Source organism: Actinomadura meridiana (genome assembly GCF_039537545.1).
Taxonomy (GTDB): domain Bacteria; phylum Actinomycetota; class Actinomycetes; order Streptosporangiales; family Streptosporangiaceae; genus Spirillospora; species Spirillospora meridiana.
Window position 1 is genome coordinate 937,320 of the sequence record NZ_BAABAS010000004.1, and the last position, 15,104, is coordinate 952,423.

Consider the following 15,104-nt stretch of genomic DNA (forward strand, 5'->3'; position numbering starts at 1 on the left):
AGTCAACTCGATTATCGCCTCAACGACAGAAGTGGTGATCCGGACGCTGTCACGCAAGTTTCCGCATACCCACAATGTTCAAGCCGGTACATCGCGTCGTCTCGCGTCGCTCCAAGATACCTCAGCTGAACGGCTGGCTTGACGACCTCGCCTTCCTCGGTCGCGTTGCCTCCCTACAGGGCCACCACTGTGCCGGTTCCGAGTGAACTCCGCCGCCAACCCGAAGGAGTTCAGCAGGCGGATGGCGGAGCCAGACCGCCGCAAAGCGAGGCATGCGAATCAAGCACTGGTTCGACCCCAGTATCGCCCGCTCGCAATGGGAGAGGTGTGCCCGCGGGGAACGCGGGCTCCCTCCTCTCCGAACGCATGCCGGTATGGCGTCTCCGGTCGGTCAGCGCCGCGCGGCCGGTGGCGAGGGCGACGAGCCGGGGGGGGTGCGCCACTTGGTCGTGGAGGCGTCGCGGCGGCTGATAACTATGTTTATAGTAAACATGTATAGTTTCCGTCGAGATGGGAGAGGAGTGACGTGATGCGTGCGTGGGGTCTCAGCTCCGGAGTTGGCGGGGTGACCTTGTGGGCGCTGGTGGTCGGGGGTGTCGGGTTCGTACTTCAGATGCTTGCCGGGATAACGGACACGCCCACTGTTCCGCCGGGGCTGATCGCGATCGTGGGGGCGGCTGGGCTGGTCGCCTTTGTGCCTGGACGGGCCGTGTTCCTCGCCGCTCCGGCCGCGGGGCTGCTCAATCTGGGCGTCTTCGCGTTCAAGGGCGCGGACAGGCTGAGCGAATTGAGCCCGGTGGGCGGGTTCGTTGGGGCCTGGGCCATGACCGTGGCGTTGGTCGTTGCCACCGTTGGTGGAGTGGTCGCCTGCGGGACGCGGCCGGTGGGCAACGCTTGAGCACCGGGCCGCCGAACTCCGCGGCGGCCCGGTGGGCCGTTCTAGTGGGCGGGGAGGGATCTGGCGTGGTCGAGCAAGGTCACCAGGGTCCGTCTCATCGCCAGGGACTCGGGGCTGTCCTTGCCACCGAGCGGGCGCATCTGGTGGTCTTCCAGGTCGCGCACCGTGTTGACCGCCGTCTCCACGGTCGCGGTTCCTTTCGGGGTAAGTGACAGTTGGACGGCGCGGGGGTCGGACGGGTTGTGCCGACGTTCGACCATGCCGGCCGTTTCCAGTGCGCGGGCGAGCCTGGAGACGTACATGGGCTCCAGGCCGCTGTAGTCGGCCAGTTGCCGCTGGCTGGGCTTGTCGCCACCCTTTTCCATGCTGTGAAGCGAGGCCACCACCGCGTACTGGGCGTGCGTCAGCCCCAGTGGGGACAGTGCACGGTCCATGGCCACCCGCCAGCGCAGCGACAGATGCCAGAGCAAGTAGCCCGAACCCGGTGGTAGATCAGCTTGCTCGGCCATGCGGACAGATTACATGTTTAGCATTTCAGTCCGCTTGTTTGCCCTCAGGTCAACGTTGGCACGGAGGTCCTGGTGGTGGGTGGCTGGGGGCTTTGTGTGCCTGCTTGGGCTGGGGCGGCTAGCCCGTCCGGGGGGCGGGGTGCCGGTGTTTGTTGGTTTCGCGCGGGGGCAGCCGTGGTGGGCGCGTATAGGCGCTGGCCTGCCGGTCGGACCTCAGGGAAATGGGTGACCGGGAATTACGGTGAGGCGTCATTGAACTGCGGGGAGTTGCCTCGAAAGCATGTGCGCATAATGCGAGGTGCTTCGTCTCGGCTTGCTGTTCTGACACACCTCAGCAGAGTGGTAAGGGAACGTTCTTACCCATGTGGTCGCTTCCATGGGCCGACCAGGTCAGTGCTGGTTGAGGCGCGTCGTCCCGGGAGGCGGCGGGTGATCAGGGCGAAGGGAGCGATCTGGTCGTGTCCCGTGGGGTGCGGGCGCGGGTGGCCGTACCTGGACAGAGCGCGGGTGGGGAGCGGTGCGGGGCGGATAGCCTCGGCCATGATCCTTTTGAGCAAGGGCGGGAACACGGGGGTTCCCGGCGGCGATCTCGTCGTCAGGGTCCGCTGGTCGGCCGAGCCGGGCGGCCCGGCGGTGGACGCCTCGGCGTTGCTGATCGGCGCGTCGGGGAAGGTCGCGTCCGACGCCGACTTCGTCTTCTACAACCAGCCGGAAGCGGTGGCCGGGGCGGTGCGGCATCTCGGTGGCGAGGGTGGCGAACAGGGGCTGGCGGTCCGGCCAGGGGCGCTGCCCGCGCGGGTGGAGCGTGTGGTCGTCGCCGCCTCGTTGGACTTCGGCGCTCTGACCGGGCTGGAACTGCTGGTGGAGGCCGAAGGCGAGGCGATCGTCCGGTATCGGGTGGACGGCGCCGTGGGCGAGACCGTGCTCGTGCTGGGCGAACTGTACCGCCGCGGGGAGCAGTGGAAGCTGCGGGCGATCGGGCAGGGCTACGACAGCGGGCTCGGCGGGCTCGCCACCGACTACGGCGTCACCGCGAGGGGACGGTCAGACGGGTGGTGGAGCGAATGGCGCCGGTCGCCGCCCGCCTGGACGAGGACGGCTCGCTCGACGCCTGGATCTTCGCCGACCGCTCCGCCCGGCTGCCGTCCCTCACCATCCCCGAACTGCCGCGGTGGGTGCCCGAGAACGTCCCCACGCGGCTGCCGGTGCGCGACGCGAGCCCGCAGGGACGCGGCCGCAAGATCCGGCGCAGGGAAGGGCTGGGCTACGGGAACAACGAACCCGTGGTCATCAGGGACGTCATCGACTTCTGCCGGGCGCGGCCGACGGGCCGCCCGATGCTGGTGCTGTTCTTCTCCGACGGCGGCGTCTACGAGAACAAGGAGATCTCCGACCTGTTGCGCGAGGCGTCCGCGCTGCCGATCTTCTGGCAGTTCGTGGGGCTCGGCGAGTCGAACTACGGCATTCTGGAGGATCTCGACACGCTGCCCGGACGTGTCGTCGACAACGCGGGGTTCTTCGCCGTCGACGACATCGACTCCGTGTCGGACGAGGAACTCTACGACCGGCTGCTCGGCGAGTTCCCCCAGTGGCTCCGGGCGGCCCGTGCCGCCGGGGTCCTCACGTGACGGGGAGGCCCGCCGCGCGCCACGCCTGGTAGCCGCCGTCGACGTCGGTCGCGCTGTCCAGGCCGAGGTCCTGGAGGGCGGCGGCGGCAAGGCTCGAGGTGTAGCCCTCCGAACAGAGGATGATCACGTCCACGTCGTGGCCGGTGGCCTGGGGGATGCGGGCGTCGCTGGTGGGGTCCAGACGCCATTCCAGGACGTTGCGTTCGATGACCAGCGCGCCGGGGACCTCGCCCTCGGTCACGCGCTGGGCGGCGGGACGGATGTCGACCAGGAGGGCGCCGCGCTGCCAGCGGGCGTGCGCCGCCTCCGGGGTCAGCCTCCGGAGGCGGGCACGGGCGTCGGCGAGGATCTCGTCGATGGAGCGGGGGCGGCTCACCACTGGCCGGCCTCCTCGGTGACCAGGCGCACGAGCCGGTCGCCGACGAGGTCGTAGCGGTTCATGGTGGCGAGTGGCGGTGAGTAGACGTGCACGCTGACCGCCGGTGCCGCCGAGGTGTTGCGGACCTCGTGGACGTACTCGGAGCCGAACGCGCGGGACTGCCCGGACGTCAACTCCCGGACGCCGCCGAGATCGCGTTCCTCCAGGCTGCCGAGCGCGACCGCGAACGCGCCGCGCGACCCGCCGTGGTCGTGTAGGCCCGTGGTCTGGCCCGGCAGCCAGCTGATCAGCCAGATCTCCTGGTCGTCGATGCGGTGCAGGCGCTCGTACCAGCGTCCCTGCGGGTCGAGCCGTACGCGCGGCAACCATTCGTCCGAGTTCTCCGCCAGTGTCGCGGCCGTGGCGGCGAGCCCGGTCTCCCGTCGCGTCGTCGTGCTGATGGCCATGCCCGTGTTCCCCCTGGATGAATTCCTACTTAATCAATCGGAATAGTTGAGTCTACCAGGGTGCGCACATGGGCGGGCAGGCGGCCGCGGGTGAGGTCGTCGAGCGTGGTCTCGTCGAGCACGCCGCGCAGGGCGATCTCCGCCGCGCGCCACAGCTGGTCGAGCTGTTCCGTGGCGCCGGACGGAGGTCGCCCCCGGTGCGTCTCGACGGTGGTGGGAGCGAAGGTGGTGTCCATGGCCCTGACCACCTCGCCGACCGTGATCTGCATCGCCGGTCGGGCGAGGCGGTATCCCCCGTCGTGTCCGCGACGGCTGACCACCAGGCGGGCCCGGCGCAGCTCGCCGAGGATCGTCTGGAGGAAGGTGAAGGGCATCTGTTCGGCCTCGGCCAGCGCGGGCGCGCTGACCGGGTCGGGCCCCGCCGCCGCCATGGCCAGCAGGGCGCGCATCGCGTAGTTGGTGCGGGCGGTGACGTACAACGCGCTGCCTCCCGGTCCCAGGTCGCCTCAGCTCGCCGGGACCGTCGCCGCGCTCAGTGCGGGTCTGACATGGATCTCCGTGCCCGATTCGGCCCGGATCCGCTCGACGGACTCCCGGGTCAGCTGCGCCCATGCCTGGCGCTCCTCCCCCGTCTCCCGCACCTTGAACTCGACCCGGATCTCGAACCCGAGGCGGACCACCCGCGTGATGACCGCCGGGGTCGTGTCGGGGCCGGGCTCGGTGGAGACCTCCACGTCGTGCGGGCGGAGCAGGCGGCCGCCGATCTCCGTGACGGGGCCGAGGAAGCGCATCACGAACGGGCTCGCCGGGTTGTCGTAGATGTCGCCGGGCGCCCCGGCCTGCTGGACGACGCCGTCGGCGAGCACCACGATCGTGTCGGCGACCTCGATCGCCTCCTCCTGGTCGTGGGTGACGAACACGGTCGTGACGTGCACCTCGTCGTGCAGGCGCCGCAGCCAGGTGCGCAGCTCCTTGCGGACCTGGGCGTCCAGGGCGCCGAACGGCTCGTCCAGCAGCAGGACCTCGGGCTCCACGGCCAGCGCCCGCGCGAGGGCCATGCGCTGGCGCTGCCCGCCCGACAGCTGCGCCGGGTACCGGGCGGCGAACCGGTCGAGGTGGACGAGTTCCAGCAGCTCCTCGACCTTCCGCCTGATCTCGTCCTTGGGCCGCTTGCGGATCTTCAGCCCGAACGCGACGTTGTCGAACACGGTCATGTGCTTGAACGCGGCGTAGTGCTGGAACACGAACCCGACGCCGCGCCGCTGCGGGGGCAGCCGGGTCGCGTCCCGGCCGGAGATCAGCACCTGGCCCGAGTCGGGCCGCTCCAGGCCCGCGATCACGCGCAGCAGGGTCGACTTGCCGCCGCCGCTCGGGCCGAGCAGCGCGGTCAGCGAGCCGGACGTCACGTCCACCGAGACGTCGCGCAGCACCGCCGCCTCGCCGAAGGACTTGTTCACTTCTCGGATCTCGATCGCCATCAGGTGCCGTCCTTGGGTCGCAGGAGCCTGGTCGCCAGCAGTCCGACGACCGCGATCACCGCCAGCGCGAACGCCGCGGCGTAGGAGGCCTGTGCGTCGAAGTTCTCGAAACGCTCCTCGACGAACAGGGTGAGGGTCTGGGTCTCGTCCACGGTCCGGCCGGACACGACGGCGACCGCGCCGAACTCCCCCAGCGCGCGGGCCAGGGACAGGACGATGCCGTAGCCGAGCGCGGCGCGGATGCCGGGCAGCGTGATGCGGCTGAAGGTCTGCCAGCCGCCCGCCCCCAGCGTCCGCGCGGCCTGTTCCTGCTCGTCGCCCATCTCCTCCAGGACCGGCGCGACCGCGCGGACCACCAGGGGCAGGCAGACGAACACCGTCGCCAGCACCATCCCCGGGGTGGAGAAGATGATCTGGAAGCCGCGGCCCTCCAGCCAGCCGCCGACCGGGCTGAACGCGCCGTACACCAGGATCAGCGCCAGGCCGACGACGACCGGGGACACCGCCATCGGCAGGTCGATCAGCGCGTTGAACAGGCGCTTGCCCGGGAAGTCGCGCCGGACGAGCAGCAGCGCGGCCAGCACCCCGAACAGGGTGTTGAGGACGACGGCCCAGCCCGCGACCACGAACGTCACCCGGAACGCGTGCAGCGCCGAATGGGTGGTGAGCGCGTCGACGAACGGGCCGACGCCGTCCTCGAACGTCCGCCAGCCGATCAGCCCGACCGGCAGGATCAGCAGGAACAGCAGGTAGACGAGGGCGGCCGAGCGCAGCGCGTACCTAGCCACGGCGCACCCCCCAGCGCCGGAGCAGGTCGATCATCAGCAGGACCAGCAGCGACAGCACGAGCAGCGCCGTCGAGGTGGCCGCCGCGGCGGCGGTGTTGTCGCTCTCGATCTGGCCGAAGATGTGCACGGCCGCGACCTGCGTCTTGAACGGGACGTTCCCGGAGATCAGCACCGTCGAGCCGAACTCGGCGACGGCGCGGGTGAAGGCCAGCGCCGTCCCGGCCAGCATGGCGGGGATCAGGTTCGGCAGGATGATCCGCCGGAAGATCGTCCAGTTGCCCGCGCCCAGCGACGCGGCGGCCTGCTCCATGTCCTTGTCCATCTCCATCAGGACCGGCTGGACGGTGCGGACCACGAACGGGACGGTCACGAACAGCAGGGCGACCACCACGCCGATCCGCGTGTAGGCGAGCGAGACGCCGAGCGGACTGTCGGTCCCGTACAGGGCCAGCAGGACCAGGCCCGCCACGATCGTCGGCAGCGCGAACGGGAGGTCGATCAGCAGGTCGAGCAGCCCCTTGCCGGGGAAGTTGTCGCGCACCAGCACCCAGGCGATCAGCGTGCCCATGACCAGGTTCACCAGGGCCACGATCAGCGAGGCGACGACGGTCAGCTTCAGCGCGGCCCAGGCGTCGGGGGTGGTGATCGCGTCCCAGAAGGCGCCGGGGCCCTGCTCGGTCCCCTTCCACAGCACCGCGCCCAGCGGGATCAGCACCACCGCGCTGAGAAAGATCGTCGCGGTGCCGAGGCCGACCGCCGTGCCGCCCCAGGCGGGCACGGCGATCCGGCGGTCGGGCGGCGGCTTCGGCGGGCCCGACGTGTCCTCGGGCGCGCTCTCGGTGGTCTTCTCGATCGTCGACAAGGGACTAACCCTCCACCGAGACGCCGATGCCCTTCTCGACATCGGCCATGATGCTGCCCTTGGGGTCGAAGAACTCCTTCTTCACCTTGGGCCAGCCGCCGAGGTCGGCGATGGTGAACAGCCCGGACGGCGTCGGGAACTTCTCGGCGCCGGGGACCCCGTCCACCACGGGCCGGTAGCCGTTCTTGACGAAGATCTCCTGCGCCTTCTTGCCGTGCAGGAACTTCAGGAACGCCTTGGCCTCCGCCGGGTGCTCGCTCTTCTTGGTCACCGCCACCGGGTTCTCGATCAGGATGGTGGAGTCCGGGACGACATAGTCCAGCGGCTGGTTGTTCTGCTTGGCGAAGATGGCCTCGTTCTCGTAGGAGAGCATCACGTCGCCCTTGCCGCCCGCGAAGGTCTGGAGCGACTTGCGCGCGCTGGAGTCCTGCACGGGAACGTTCTTGAAGAGCGCGTGCAGGTAGGCGGTCCCGGCGGCCTTGTTGGTGCCCTTGTTCGCCTTGGCGCCGTACCCCGCGAGGATGTTCCACTGCGCCCCGCCGGACGTGAACGGGTTGGGCGTGATGACCTGGACGCCTGGCTTGAGCAGGTCGTCCCAGGTCCTGATGTTCTTCGGGTTGCCCTTGCGGGTCGCGAGGACGACCACGGAGTCGGTGATCATCCCCTTCTGCGGGTCGGTGTTCCAGGTCGTGTCGACGAGGCCCGCGTCCACCAGCCGCGTCATGTCCGACTCCAGCGAGAACCCGACGATGTCGGCCTTCAGGCCGGACGCCACCGCGCGGCTCTGCTCGCCGGACGCCGCGAACGACTTGGTGAAGGTGACCTTCTTGCCCTCCGGCGTCTTCTGGAACTCCTTGATGATCGCCTCGTACGCGGCCTGGGGCGTCGAGTAGGCCACCAGCGAGAGCCGGACCTTCCCGCCGCCCGAGGACCCCGATCCCCCGCATGCCGCCGCCCCGACGACGATGGCGGCCGCCACGGCGGCGGGTCCCAGCACCCACCCCGGCTTGCGTCCAGTCATCGTGCCCCTCCCCAACTTTCCCTACATGTTTGGTCAACAAAGAATGATACAGACGGACACACCCCGTCAAGGCGCGATTCGGCGGGATGTGTCCGCGTTCGGCCACGCTCAGCCGGTTGGCTCGGTCCGCCAGCGGGTGAAGCGGCGCTCGATCAGGATCAGCACATGGTTGAACAACAGCCCCAGCGCGGAGATCGCCACGATCCCCGCGTACATGTCGTTGATCGCGAAGTTCTGCTGGGACGAGTTGATGAGGAACCCGAGGCCCTCCTTGGCGCCCACCATCTCCGCCACGATCATCACCAGCACGGCGGTGGCCCCGGCCAGCCGGATCCCGGTGAAGATCGTGGGGACGGCGGCGGGCAGGATGACCTTCTGGAACACGCGCGGCGCGGACAGCCCGAGCGACCGCGCCGACCTGACCAGCGTCGGGTCCACGGCGCGGACGGCGCTGATCGTGTTCAGCAGGATCGGCCAGGTGCAGGCGTACAGGACGATCGCGACCTTCGACGTCTCCCCGATCCCGAGGATCAGGATGAACACCGGCAGCAGCGCGATCGCGGCGGTGTTGCGGAACAGTTCGAGCAGCGGGTTCAGCAGCTCGGCGACCGGCCGGTACCAACCGATCAGCAGGCCGAGCGGGACCGCGAGGACGATCGCCAGCCCGAACCCCGACAGGGACCGGACGAGGCTCGTCCTGGTGTTGGTCCACAGTTGGCCGTCCTCGGCCAGATGCCACAGCGCCGGGACGACCTCCGACACCGGCGGCAGGAAGATCGGGTCGACCAGCCCGACACGCGGCGCCAACTCCCAGGTGGCGAAGAACAGGACGAGCGCGATCGTGCGCCGGAAGGCGGTGCCCACGGTCGAGGCGACAGCGGCCGCGACGGCCCGGCCCGCGCGACCGCCCGGTTCCGGCGGCGGCGCGGGGCGTGGGGTGAGTTCGGGGGCCCGGGTGGTGCTAGCCATGGCTGATCTCCTCTCCGCGCGGCGCCGTGACGGTCGCCCGCTGGGCCGTCTGGACCTCGTCCCGCAGCAGGGACCAGACCCGGTGCCGGTGCTCGGCGAACTCGGGGCTGGAGCGCAGGTCCCGGTCCGCGTGCCGGGGGCCGAGGTCGATGTCGACGATCTCCTTCACGGTGCCGGGCCGCGCGGTCAGCACCGCGACCCGTTCGCCGAGGTAGACGGCCTCGTCGATGCCGTGGGTGATGAACACCACGGTCTTGCCGGTGGCCGACCAGATGCGCAGCAGCTCGTCCTGGAGCGACTCGCGGGTCTGGGCGTCGAGGGCGGCGAACGGCTCGTCCATGAGCAGGACGTCCGGGTCGTAGGCGAGGCTGCGGGCGATGGCGACCCGCTGCTTCATGCCGCCGGACAGCTCGTGCGGGTAGCGGTCCGCGAACCCGGACAGGCCGACCAGGTCGAGATGCTCGCGGGCGATCTTGGACCGTTCCCGGCGACCGATCCGGGTGCGGACGGACGCCGCCTCCAAGCCGAACTCGACGTTGCGCAGCGCCGTCCGCCACGGGAGCAGCGCGTACTGCTGGAACACGATGCCCCGGTCGAGGGCGGGGCCGGTGACCCGCGCGCCGTCGATCAGGACGCCGCCCGACGTCGGCGCGGTCAGCCCGCCGATCAGGTCGAGCAGGGTCGACTTGCCGCAGCCGGACGGGCCCACCACGACCAGGAACTCACCCTCGGCGACGTCCAGGTGGACGTCGCGCAGCGCGGTGAACTCGCCGCCGCCCCGGACCGGGAACACCTTGCCGACGCCGGACACGTTGATCTTCGCGGTCATCCCTTGCTCCCCCCTCCCGCGTAGGGGTTGAACTTGTTCGTGTACAGGTCGCGGGCCTTGACGCGGCCCTTGCGGATCTGGCCGACGTCCTCCAGCCAGGCCCGCCAGGTGTCGAACTCCCGGTCGCCCATCACGCCGCCCTTGGACGCGACGCCCCACGACCTCCAGTACTGGAGCGCGTCGGCGTTCTCGTTGCGGCCGCGCCGCCGCAGCACCGCCGTCATGCGGGCGACGACCTCCGCGCGGGGCCGCTGCCGCGACCACTCGATGGTCTTGGCGACCCCGGCGGTGAAGGCCCGCACGGTGTCGGGGTTGCGCTTGACGAAGTCGTCGCGGAAGACGTACGACCCGGCGGTGAACTCGCCGAGGAAGTCGATGTCCTTGAACAGCGTGCGGACGCCGCCGGTGGCGATGGCCTTGTCGCGGAAGATGCCGCTCAGCGCGGCGACGTCGAGCCGTCCCTGGCGCAGCGACTGCTCCATGGTGACCGGCGGCACCGCCAGCGACTCGACCTTCCCGATGTCGCCCGAGGCGAGCCCGTTGCGCCGCAGGTGGAGGTCCTGGACGGCCTGCGAGTGGCCGCCGAGCGTGTTCATCCCGACCTTCTTGCCGATGAGGTCCCGTGGCGTCCTGATCGGGCTGTCGTCCAGGACGAAGAACCCGGTGTAGGTCTGCTTGTCGCTGCCGTAGTAGCCGATGACGGAGGTGATCGGCGCCCCCGCCTCCTGGAGCTTGACGACCGCGCCGTTGAACGCGCCGCCGAAGTCGACCTGGCCGGTCGCGGCGGACTGGACGTCCTGCGGGCCGCTGATCGTGTTGCCGACCCACTCCAGCTTCACCTCGCCCAGGTAGCCGAGGTCGGCGGCCAGTTCCGGCAGGGTGACCTGCCCGGTCCAGCCCTGGTAACGCAGCGTGCTGGTCTTCCGTACGCTCCCGGCCGCGCCCCCGCAGGCGGCCGCCAGCGGACCGGCGGCCGACACCACCGCCAGCGAGGAGATGAACCCGCGCCGCGTCGTTCCGGCGCTTCTCGTGATCGTTCCGGCGCTTCTCTTGATCGTTGCTGTGTTGCCCGTGGTCAAGGACGCTCCCTGGATCGTGCCGACTGGACGGTTCGTCAGGTTCGGGCGAGACACAGGGCGCTGGCCTGCCGCCGGAGATCGACGTGCAGGCGCGCGACGAGGGGGACGAGGGGGTGGAGGGAAGGCACACGGCGACTATGGGGTCGCCTTCATCACTAAGTCAACATGTTTGGTAGGAAATATTTCCTATCTATCTGATCGGAATAGTTGACTACAGGCGGACGGCTGTGCTTCTCTCGAAGCCACAACGATCCTCCCGATTCCTCCTGAACGTCACCGTGAGATGAGGTAGCACCATGGCCGACTTCGACATCCGCAGGATCGGCGGGCGGATCGGCGCCGAGGTCGCCGGCGTCGATGTCCGCGACCTGTCCGACGAGATCTTCGCGGAGATCAACGGCGCCCTGTTGGAGCACAAGGTCCTGGCCTTTCGCGGCCAGGAGCTGACCGACGAGGACCAGATCGCCTTCGCGTCCCGGTTCGGCGCGCTCACCGGCGCCCACCCGACGGTGCCCGCCACCGACGCGCACCCCGAGGTCCTGCCCGTCGACAGCGAGTCGGGGCGGGCGAACCAGTGGCACACCGACGTCACCTTCGTCCGGACCCCGCCCAAGATCAGCACACTGCGCGGCCTGGTCATCCCGCCCTACGGCGGCAACACGTTGATCACCAACACCGGCGCCGCCTACCGTGACCTGCCGACCGAGTTGCGCGAGCTGGCCGACCGGCTCTGGGCCGTCCACACCAACGACTACGACTACGTGAAGACGGGGCCCAGCGGCGCCGACCCCGCCAAGGCTGCCGAGCACCGCAGGGCGTTCCTGTCCCGCAAGTGGAAGACCGCGCACCCTGTCGTGCGCGTCCACCCCGAGTCGGCCGAGCGCAACCTGTTCATCGGCGGGTTCGCGCAGAGCATCGTCGGGTTGTCGACGCAGCGGGAGGGACGCGCGATCCTCGACATCCTCCAGGCCTACGTCACGCGGCCGGAGAACATCCTGCGCTGGGTCTGGGCGCCGGGCGACCTCATCGTGTTCGACAACCGCATCACCCAGCACTACGCGCCCGACGACTACGGCGACCTGCCCCGGCTGCTGCACCGCGTGACCGTCGCGGGCGACGCGCCGGCGGGGGTCGACGGGCGGCGCAGCTACCTCGTCCAGGGCGACGACGCCTCCCACTACACCCCGGCCGCGGCGGCGGCCTGACCCGAAAGCCTGCCGGGCCCGATGGGGCTGGCATTGGGCCCGGCCTCGATTCACCGGGTGGGACACCACCGTGATGGGACGGATCGTCCCGCCCGGTCAGCCGCCCGGGCGCGGGGCGGCGCCGCGCTCCCGGAACCGCAGCTCCGGGACCGGCGTGACGCGCCCGGGCGGCTCTCTTCTCGTCTCGCGGATCAGCCATGACGCGGTGCCTCTCAGCGAGAAGCTCAGGTGGCGCCCGCCGCCGTCGGTGTGCCGGTCGCTCAGGGCGCGCAGGACGGCGGCGGCGAGGAGGTAGCCGGGGCCGTCCCCCCACGACGGACCCGCCCAACCCCAGGCGCTCAACCGGGCGACGATGAGGTCCGGGCGCCGTGCCGACAGCGCGTCCGGCGACAAACCGAGGCGGTCGAGGGCGCCGGGCCGGTAGCCGGTGAGGACGACGTCGGCCGTGCCGAGGAGGTCGTCGAAGACGGCGCGGTCGTCGGGACGCGACAGGTCGAGCAGGGCCGACCGCTTGCCCATACCGGTGTCGGCGTGGGACATGGCGTCCTCGGGGAGCCGGGGCGAGTCCACCCGCAGGACGTCGGCGCCGAGGAGCGCGAGGGTGCGGCTGGCCACGGGCCCGGCGATGACCCTGGTCAGGTCGAGGACGCGCACTCCGGCGGCCGGGAGCGTCGAAGCCGGGAGGGGCCGTGGCTCGGCGTCGCCGGTCCGCCGGGTCTCGACGAGTGGGAGCCGGAGTTCTGATGGGGCCGATGCCACCGCCACAGCCAGGCCACCCGCCTCGTACACGGTCTCTTGGACGGACTCGGCGGGACGGGTCGCCAGTTCCTCCCGCAACGTCTCGGCCAGCGTGGCGTCGTCGCCCGTGTCAGGTATTTCGAGGGCGGCCAGCAGGCGGGCTCGGTGGTGCGGGTAGTTCGCGTGCGTCCGCACCCAGCCGTCCGACGCACGCCAGAAGCCGGACAGCGGCGCGAAGAGCGGATGGGACCGGCCGTCGACGCGCAGGTGTCGTTCGCTGACGAACGCCGTCGCCACCGCTCCTTCGTGCACCAGGATCGGGCGCATCGGCTCGGCGCGGCGCAGCGCCAGCAGTTCGGCGGCCGCCAGCGAACAGGCGCCCACCGTCGCCCGCGCCAGCTCCCGCACCGGCAGGCGGGCGGGAAGGACGGGGCCCGCCGTCTCGTACGCGACGGACTCGGCCAGGTGGGCTCGCCCGCCCAGAGCCGTCCAGGCGTGGGCGGTCGCCTCGTCGATCACACGACGAGGCTACGGGGTGTCGTCGTCCCGGCCGCGCAGGGCCCTCGGGAGCGCGGTGAACGAGCGGCCGACCCGGAAGCTCACCGACCTGCGGACGTCGTCCAACTCCCTGCGCGCCCCGGCCAGGCGGTCCTCCGTGTGGGCGAGGCGGTCCTTCAGCTTCTGGACCTCCGACTTCGTCGTCCACCTGCCCTTGACGCGGATCAGGCGCCGCCCGCCGACCCGCTGGACCTCGTGCCAGATGTCGTCGCGCTCCCCCAGCCAGGCCAGCAGGTCGTCCTGCACCGGCTCGGCGTCGTTCCAGGTGCCGTAGAGCTTCTGGGTGGTGACGCAGATGGGGCGCAGCCCCTTCACGGCCACCGACTCCCAGACGGCGGCGGCGACACCGGGCGTGTGCTCGGACCGGTAGTCGTCGCAGACGACGACGCCCTCGGCGGGCAGCATGACGCGCGCGGCCTCGATGTCGCCGGTGACGTGCTCGTACAGGTGCGAGGCGTCGACGTGCACGAACCGGCAGGCGTCCGGTTCGACATGGTCGAGGATCTCCGCCGTCGGCCTTTGGACGATCTCGGGCAGGCCGCCGTGGAAGGCGCGGTAGTTCCGCTCGAACGCCGTGCGGGTGAGGCTGGAGTACGACCCGTCCATCTCCATCTGGTTGGAGTCGTCCGGCGCGTCGGAGTCGAACAGGTCGCAGACGGTGAAGGTCTCGTCCGCGCGCCGGTGCCGCCCGATGAGGATCGCGCTCTTGCCCAGGTAGGAGCCCAGTTCCACCAGGTCGCCCCGCTGGCCGAGGCGTTCCTGGCGCTCCAGGAACCAGGTGAACAGCAGTTGGTCGATCTTGGGGAACCATCCCTTGACGTCGTCCAGGGAGGCGGGGACGGTCTCTTGACTGATCATGTGGGGGGCTCCAACGTCATCGCGGGAGTTCGCCATGATAGGGCAGCTGAGCGTGAACGCAAGCGCACTGCCCGTCAGGGCCGGGACGCCCGGGACGGCGGGGTCACGCGGTACGTGACGTGCGTGACGAGGCGGGTGCGCGACGCCCTGACAAGGTCGAGCCCGATGTCGCCGACCCCCTCGAACAGACGCTCGCCCGCGCCGAGGACGACCGGCGCGATGTGCAGGCGCAGCTCGTCGAGCAGTCCCGCCGCCAGGTACTGGTTGACCGTCTGCGCTCCCCCGCAGATCGAGACGTCCGCGTCGCCCGCGGCCTCCCGTGCGCGGGCGAGGGCCGCCTCGACGCCGTCGGTGACGAACGCGAACGTGGTGCCGCCCTTCATCGTCACCGTCGCGCGCGGATGGTGGGTGAGGACGAACACCGGCGCGTGGTAGGGCGGCTCCTCGCCCCACCAGCCGTGCCATCCGAGGTCCCACTCGCCGCGCCCGGGGCTGAACATGTTGCGGCCCATGACGAACGCCCCGGCGGCGACGATCGCGTCGATGACCTCGGCGTTGGCCTCGGCCTCGCCCTCCTCGAACATCCACCGGTGCAGTCGCTCGCCGCCGTCGCCGAGCGGCGCGTCCAGGCGCTGGTTCGGGCCCGCGGTGAAACCGTCCACTGAGATCGCGATGTCGCAGGTGACCTTGCTCATGTCAGTCTCCTTCTGTCGGCGCCCGGTCGGGCACCTCTCATCGGGTAGTCGGAACCGTGCCCGCGTTCACGACATCCTTCCCAGGGTGATGGCGGCGTCCCGGGGAATCGTGGAAGCGTGTTGAACCCGCGGGCTCCGGACGGACGTGCTGTGGTTGTCGCGTG

18 protein-coding genes and 1 pseudogene are annotated in these 15,104 nt (G+C 70.4%); 4 read left to right on the top strand and 15 right to left on the bottom strand.

Going from position 1 to position 15,104, the window contains the following annotated elements:
• Positions 1-565: 565 nt before the first annotated feature.
• Positions 566-898 carry a hypothetical protein gene (locus ABD808_RS08455; RefSeq protein ID WP_344892390.1) on the top strand — a complete coding sequence of 111 codons (333 nt, stop codon included), beginning with the start codon at positions 566-568 and terminating at the stop codon, positions 896-898.
• Positions 899-939: 41 nt separating this feature from the next.
• Here ABD808_RS08455 and ABD808_RS08460 read toward each other — a convergent pair whose 3' ends face one another.
• Positions 940-1,407 (bottom strand): MarR family winged helix-turn-helix transcriptional regulator, encoded by a 468-nt coding sequence (locus ABD808_RS08460; protein ID WP_344892392.1) that lies wholly within the window; start codon positions 1,405-1,407, stop codon positions 940-942.
• 540 nt (positions 1,408-1,947) lie between these two features.
• On the opposite strand from ABD808_RS08460, the pseudogene ABD808_RS38465 reads away from it, so the two are divergent.
• Positions 1,948-2,418: pseudogene (locus ABD808_RS38465) on the top strand (TerD family protein); the annotation flags it as partial.
• A 41-nt stretch (positions 2,419-2,459) separates the two neighbouring features.
• The gene (locus ABD808_RS08465) at positions 2,460-3,035 is read left to right on the top strand and encodes a vWA domain-containing protein (protein WP_344892393.1); all 576 of its coding nucleotides are present in this window, start codon (positions 2,460-2,462) and stop codon (positions 3,033-3,035) included.
• On the opposite strand, the gene ABD808_RS08470 is transcribed toward ABD808_RS08465, so the two are convergent.
• The 11 genes from ABD808_RS08470 to ABD808_RS38470 form a co-directional block, all read right to left on the bottom strand.
• Positions 3,028-3,411 carry a rhodanese-like domain-containing protein gene (locus ABD808_RS08470; RefSeq protein ID WP_344892395.1) on the bottom strand — a complete coding sequence of 128 codons (384 nt, stop codon included), beginning with the start codon at positions 3,409-3,411 and terminating at the stop codon, positions 3,028-3,030. The genes ABD808_RS08465 and ABD808_RS08470 overlap by 8 nt on opposite strands.
• A complete protein-coding gene (locus ABD808_RS08475; protein ID WP_344892397.1) occupies positions 3,408-3,860 on the bottom strand; it encodes a cysteine dioxygenase in 453 nt (150 codons plus the stop codon). Before ABD808_RS08475 ends, ABD808_RS08470 begins: the two co-directional genes overlap by 4 nt.
• Positions 3,861-3,889: 29 nt before the next feature.
• Positions 3,890-4,339: an RrF2 family transcriptional regulator gene (locus ABD808_RS08480; protein ID WP_344892400.1), complete on the bottom strand. Its 450-nt coding sequence runs from the start codon at positions 4,337-4,339 to the stop codon at positions 3,890-3,892.
• 27 nt (positions 4,340-4,366) lie between these two features.
• Positions 4,367-5,338, bottom strand: coding sequence for a sulfate/molybdate ABC transporter ATP-binding protein (locus tag ABD808_RS08485; protein ID WP_344892403.1), 972 nt, complete (start codon positions 5,336-5,338; stop codon positions 4,367-4,369).
• Positions 5,338-6,126, bottom strand: a complete 789-nt coding sequence (locus ABD808_RS08490) for a sulfate ABC transporter permease (RefSeq protein ID WP_344892406.1) — start codon at positions 6,124-6,126, stop codon at positions 5,338-5,340. Before ABD808_RS08490 ends, ABD808_RS08485 begins: the two co-directional genes overlap by 1 nt.
• Complete coding sequence (cysT, locus tag ABD808_RS08495; RefSeq protein ID WP_344892409.1) at positions 6,119-6,988, bottom strand: sulfate ABC transporter permease subunit CysT; 870 nt, start codon at positions 6,986-6,988, stop codon at positions 6,119-6,121. Before cysT ends, ABD808_RS08490 begins: the two co-directional genes overlap by 8 nt.
• A gap of 4 nt (positions 6,989-6,992) precedes the next feature.
• Complete coding sequence (locus ABD808_RS08500; protein WP_344892412.1) at positions 6,993-8,009, bottom strand: sulfate ABC transporter substrate-binding protein; 1,017 nt, start codon at positions 8,007-8,009, stop codon at positions 6,993-6,995.
• A 108-nt stretch (positions 8,010-8,117) separates the two neighbouring features.
• The gene (locus ABD808_RS08505) at positions 8,118-8,978 is read right to left on the bottom strand and encodes an ABC transporter permease (protein ID WP_344892415.1); all 861 of its coding nucleotides are present in this window, start codon (positions 8,976-8,978) and stop codon (positions 8,118-8,120) included.
• Positions 8,971-9,807, bottom strand: coding sequence for an ABC transporter ATP-binding protein (locus tag ABD808_RS08510; RefSeq protein WP_344892418.1), 837 nt, complete (start codon positions 9,805-9,807; stop codon positions 8,971-8,973). The genes ABD808_RS08505 and ABD808_RS08510 overlap by 8 nt, the downstream gene beginning before the upstream one ends.
• A complete protein-coding gene (locus ABD808_RS08515) occupies positions 9,804-10,886 on the bottom strand; it encodes an ABC transporter substrate-binding protein (RefSeq protein WP_344892421.1) in 1,083 nt (360 codons plus the stop codon). Before ABD808_RS08515 ends, ABD808_RS08510 begins: the two co-directional genes overlap by 4 nt.
• Before the next feature lie 35 nt (positions 10,887-10,921).
• Entirely contained in the window at positions 10,922-11,014 is a 93-nt protein-coding gene (locus ABD808_RS38470) for a putative leader peptide (RefSeq protein ID WP_425548897.1), read from the bottom strand.
• 168 nt (positions 11,015-11,182) lie between these two features.
• Here ABD808_RS38470 and ABD808_RS08520 point away from each other — a divergent pair, with 168 nt between their 5' ends.
• A complete protein-coding gene (locus tag ABD808_RS08520) occupies positions 11,183-12,091 on the top strand; it encodes a TauD/TfdA dioxygenase family protein (protein WP_344892424.1) in 909 nt (302 codons plus the stop codon).
• A gap of 96 nt (positions 12,092-12,187) precedes the next feature.
• On the opposite strand, the gene ABD808_RS08525 is transcribed toward ABD808_RS08520, so the two are convergent.
• The 3 genes from ABD808_RS08525 to ABD808_RS08535 form a co-directional block, all read right to left on the bottom strand.
• Positions 12,188-13,348: a CoA transferase gene (locus ABD808_RS08525; RefSeq protein WP_344892427.1), complete on the bottom strand. Its 1,161-nt coding sequence runs from the start codon at positions 13,346-13,348 to the stop codon at positions 12,188-12,190.
• A gap of 9 nt (positions 13,349-13,357) precedes the next feature.
• On the bottom strand, positions 13,358-14,245 hold the full coding sequence (locus tag ABD808_RS08530; RefSeq protein ID WP_344892430.1) for a class I SAM-dependent methyltransferase: 888 nt from the start codon (positions 14,243-14,245) through the stop codon (positions 13,358-13,360).
• A gap of 74 nt (positions 14,246-14,319) precedes the next feature.
• The gene (locus ABD808_RS08535) at positions 14,320-14,940 is read right to left on the bottom strand and encodes a dihydrofolate reductase family protein (RefSeq protein WP_344892433.1); all 621 of its coding nucleotides are present in this window, start codon (positions 14,938-14,940) and stop codon (positions 14,320-14,322) included.
• Positions 14,941-15,104: the final 164 nt, after the last annotated feature.

What these genes read in the sequence shown, in the direction of transcription:
- ABD808_RS08485 (WP_344892403.1), bottom strand. Translation starts at nt 5,338, where the DNA reads ATGGCGATCGAGATCCGAGAAGTGAACAAGTCCTTCGGCGAGGCGGCG.
- ABD808_RS08520 (WP_344892424.1), top strand. Translation starts at nt 11,183, where the DNA reads ATGGCCGACTTCGACATCCGCAGGATCGGCGGGCGGATCGGCGCCGAG.
- ABD808_RS08500 (WP_344892412.1), bottom strand. Translation starts at nt 8,009, where the DNA reads ATGACTGGACGCAAGCCGGGGTGGGTGCTGGGACCCGCCGCCGTGGCG.
- ABD808_RS08505 (WP_344892415.1), bottom strand. Translation starts at nt 8,978, where the DNA reads ATGGCTAGCACCACCCGGGCCCCCGAACTCACCCCACGCCCCGCGCCG.
- ABD808_RS08530 (WP_344892430.1), bottom strand. Translation starts at nt 14,245, where the DNA reads ATGATCAGTCAAGAGACCGTCCCCGCCTCCCTGGACGACGTCAAGGGA.
- ABD808_RS08460 (WP_344892392.1), bottom strand. Translation starts at nt 1,407, where the DNA reads ATGGCCGAGCAAGCTGATCTACCACCGGGTTCGGGCTACTTGCTCTGG.
- ABD808_RS08475 (WP_344892397.1), bottom strand. Translation starts at nt 3,860, where the DNA reads ATGGCCATCAGCACGACGACGCGACGGGAGACCGGGCTCGCCGCCACG.
- ABD808_RS08535 (WP_344892433.1), bottom strand. Translation starts at nt 14,940, where the DNA reads ATGAGCAAGGTCACCTGCGACATCGCGATCTCAGTGGACGGTTTCACC.
- ABD808_RS08510 (WP_344892418.1), bottom strand. Translation starts at nt 9,807, where the DNA reads ATGACCGCGAAGATCAACGTGTCCGGCGTCGGCAAGGTGTTCCCGGTC.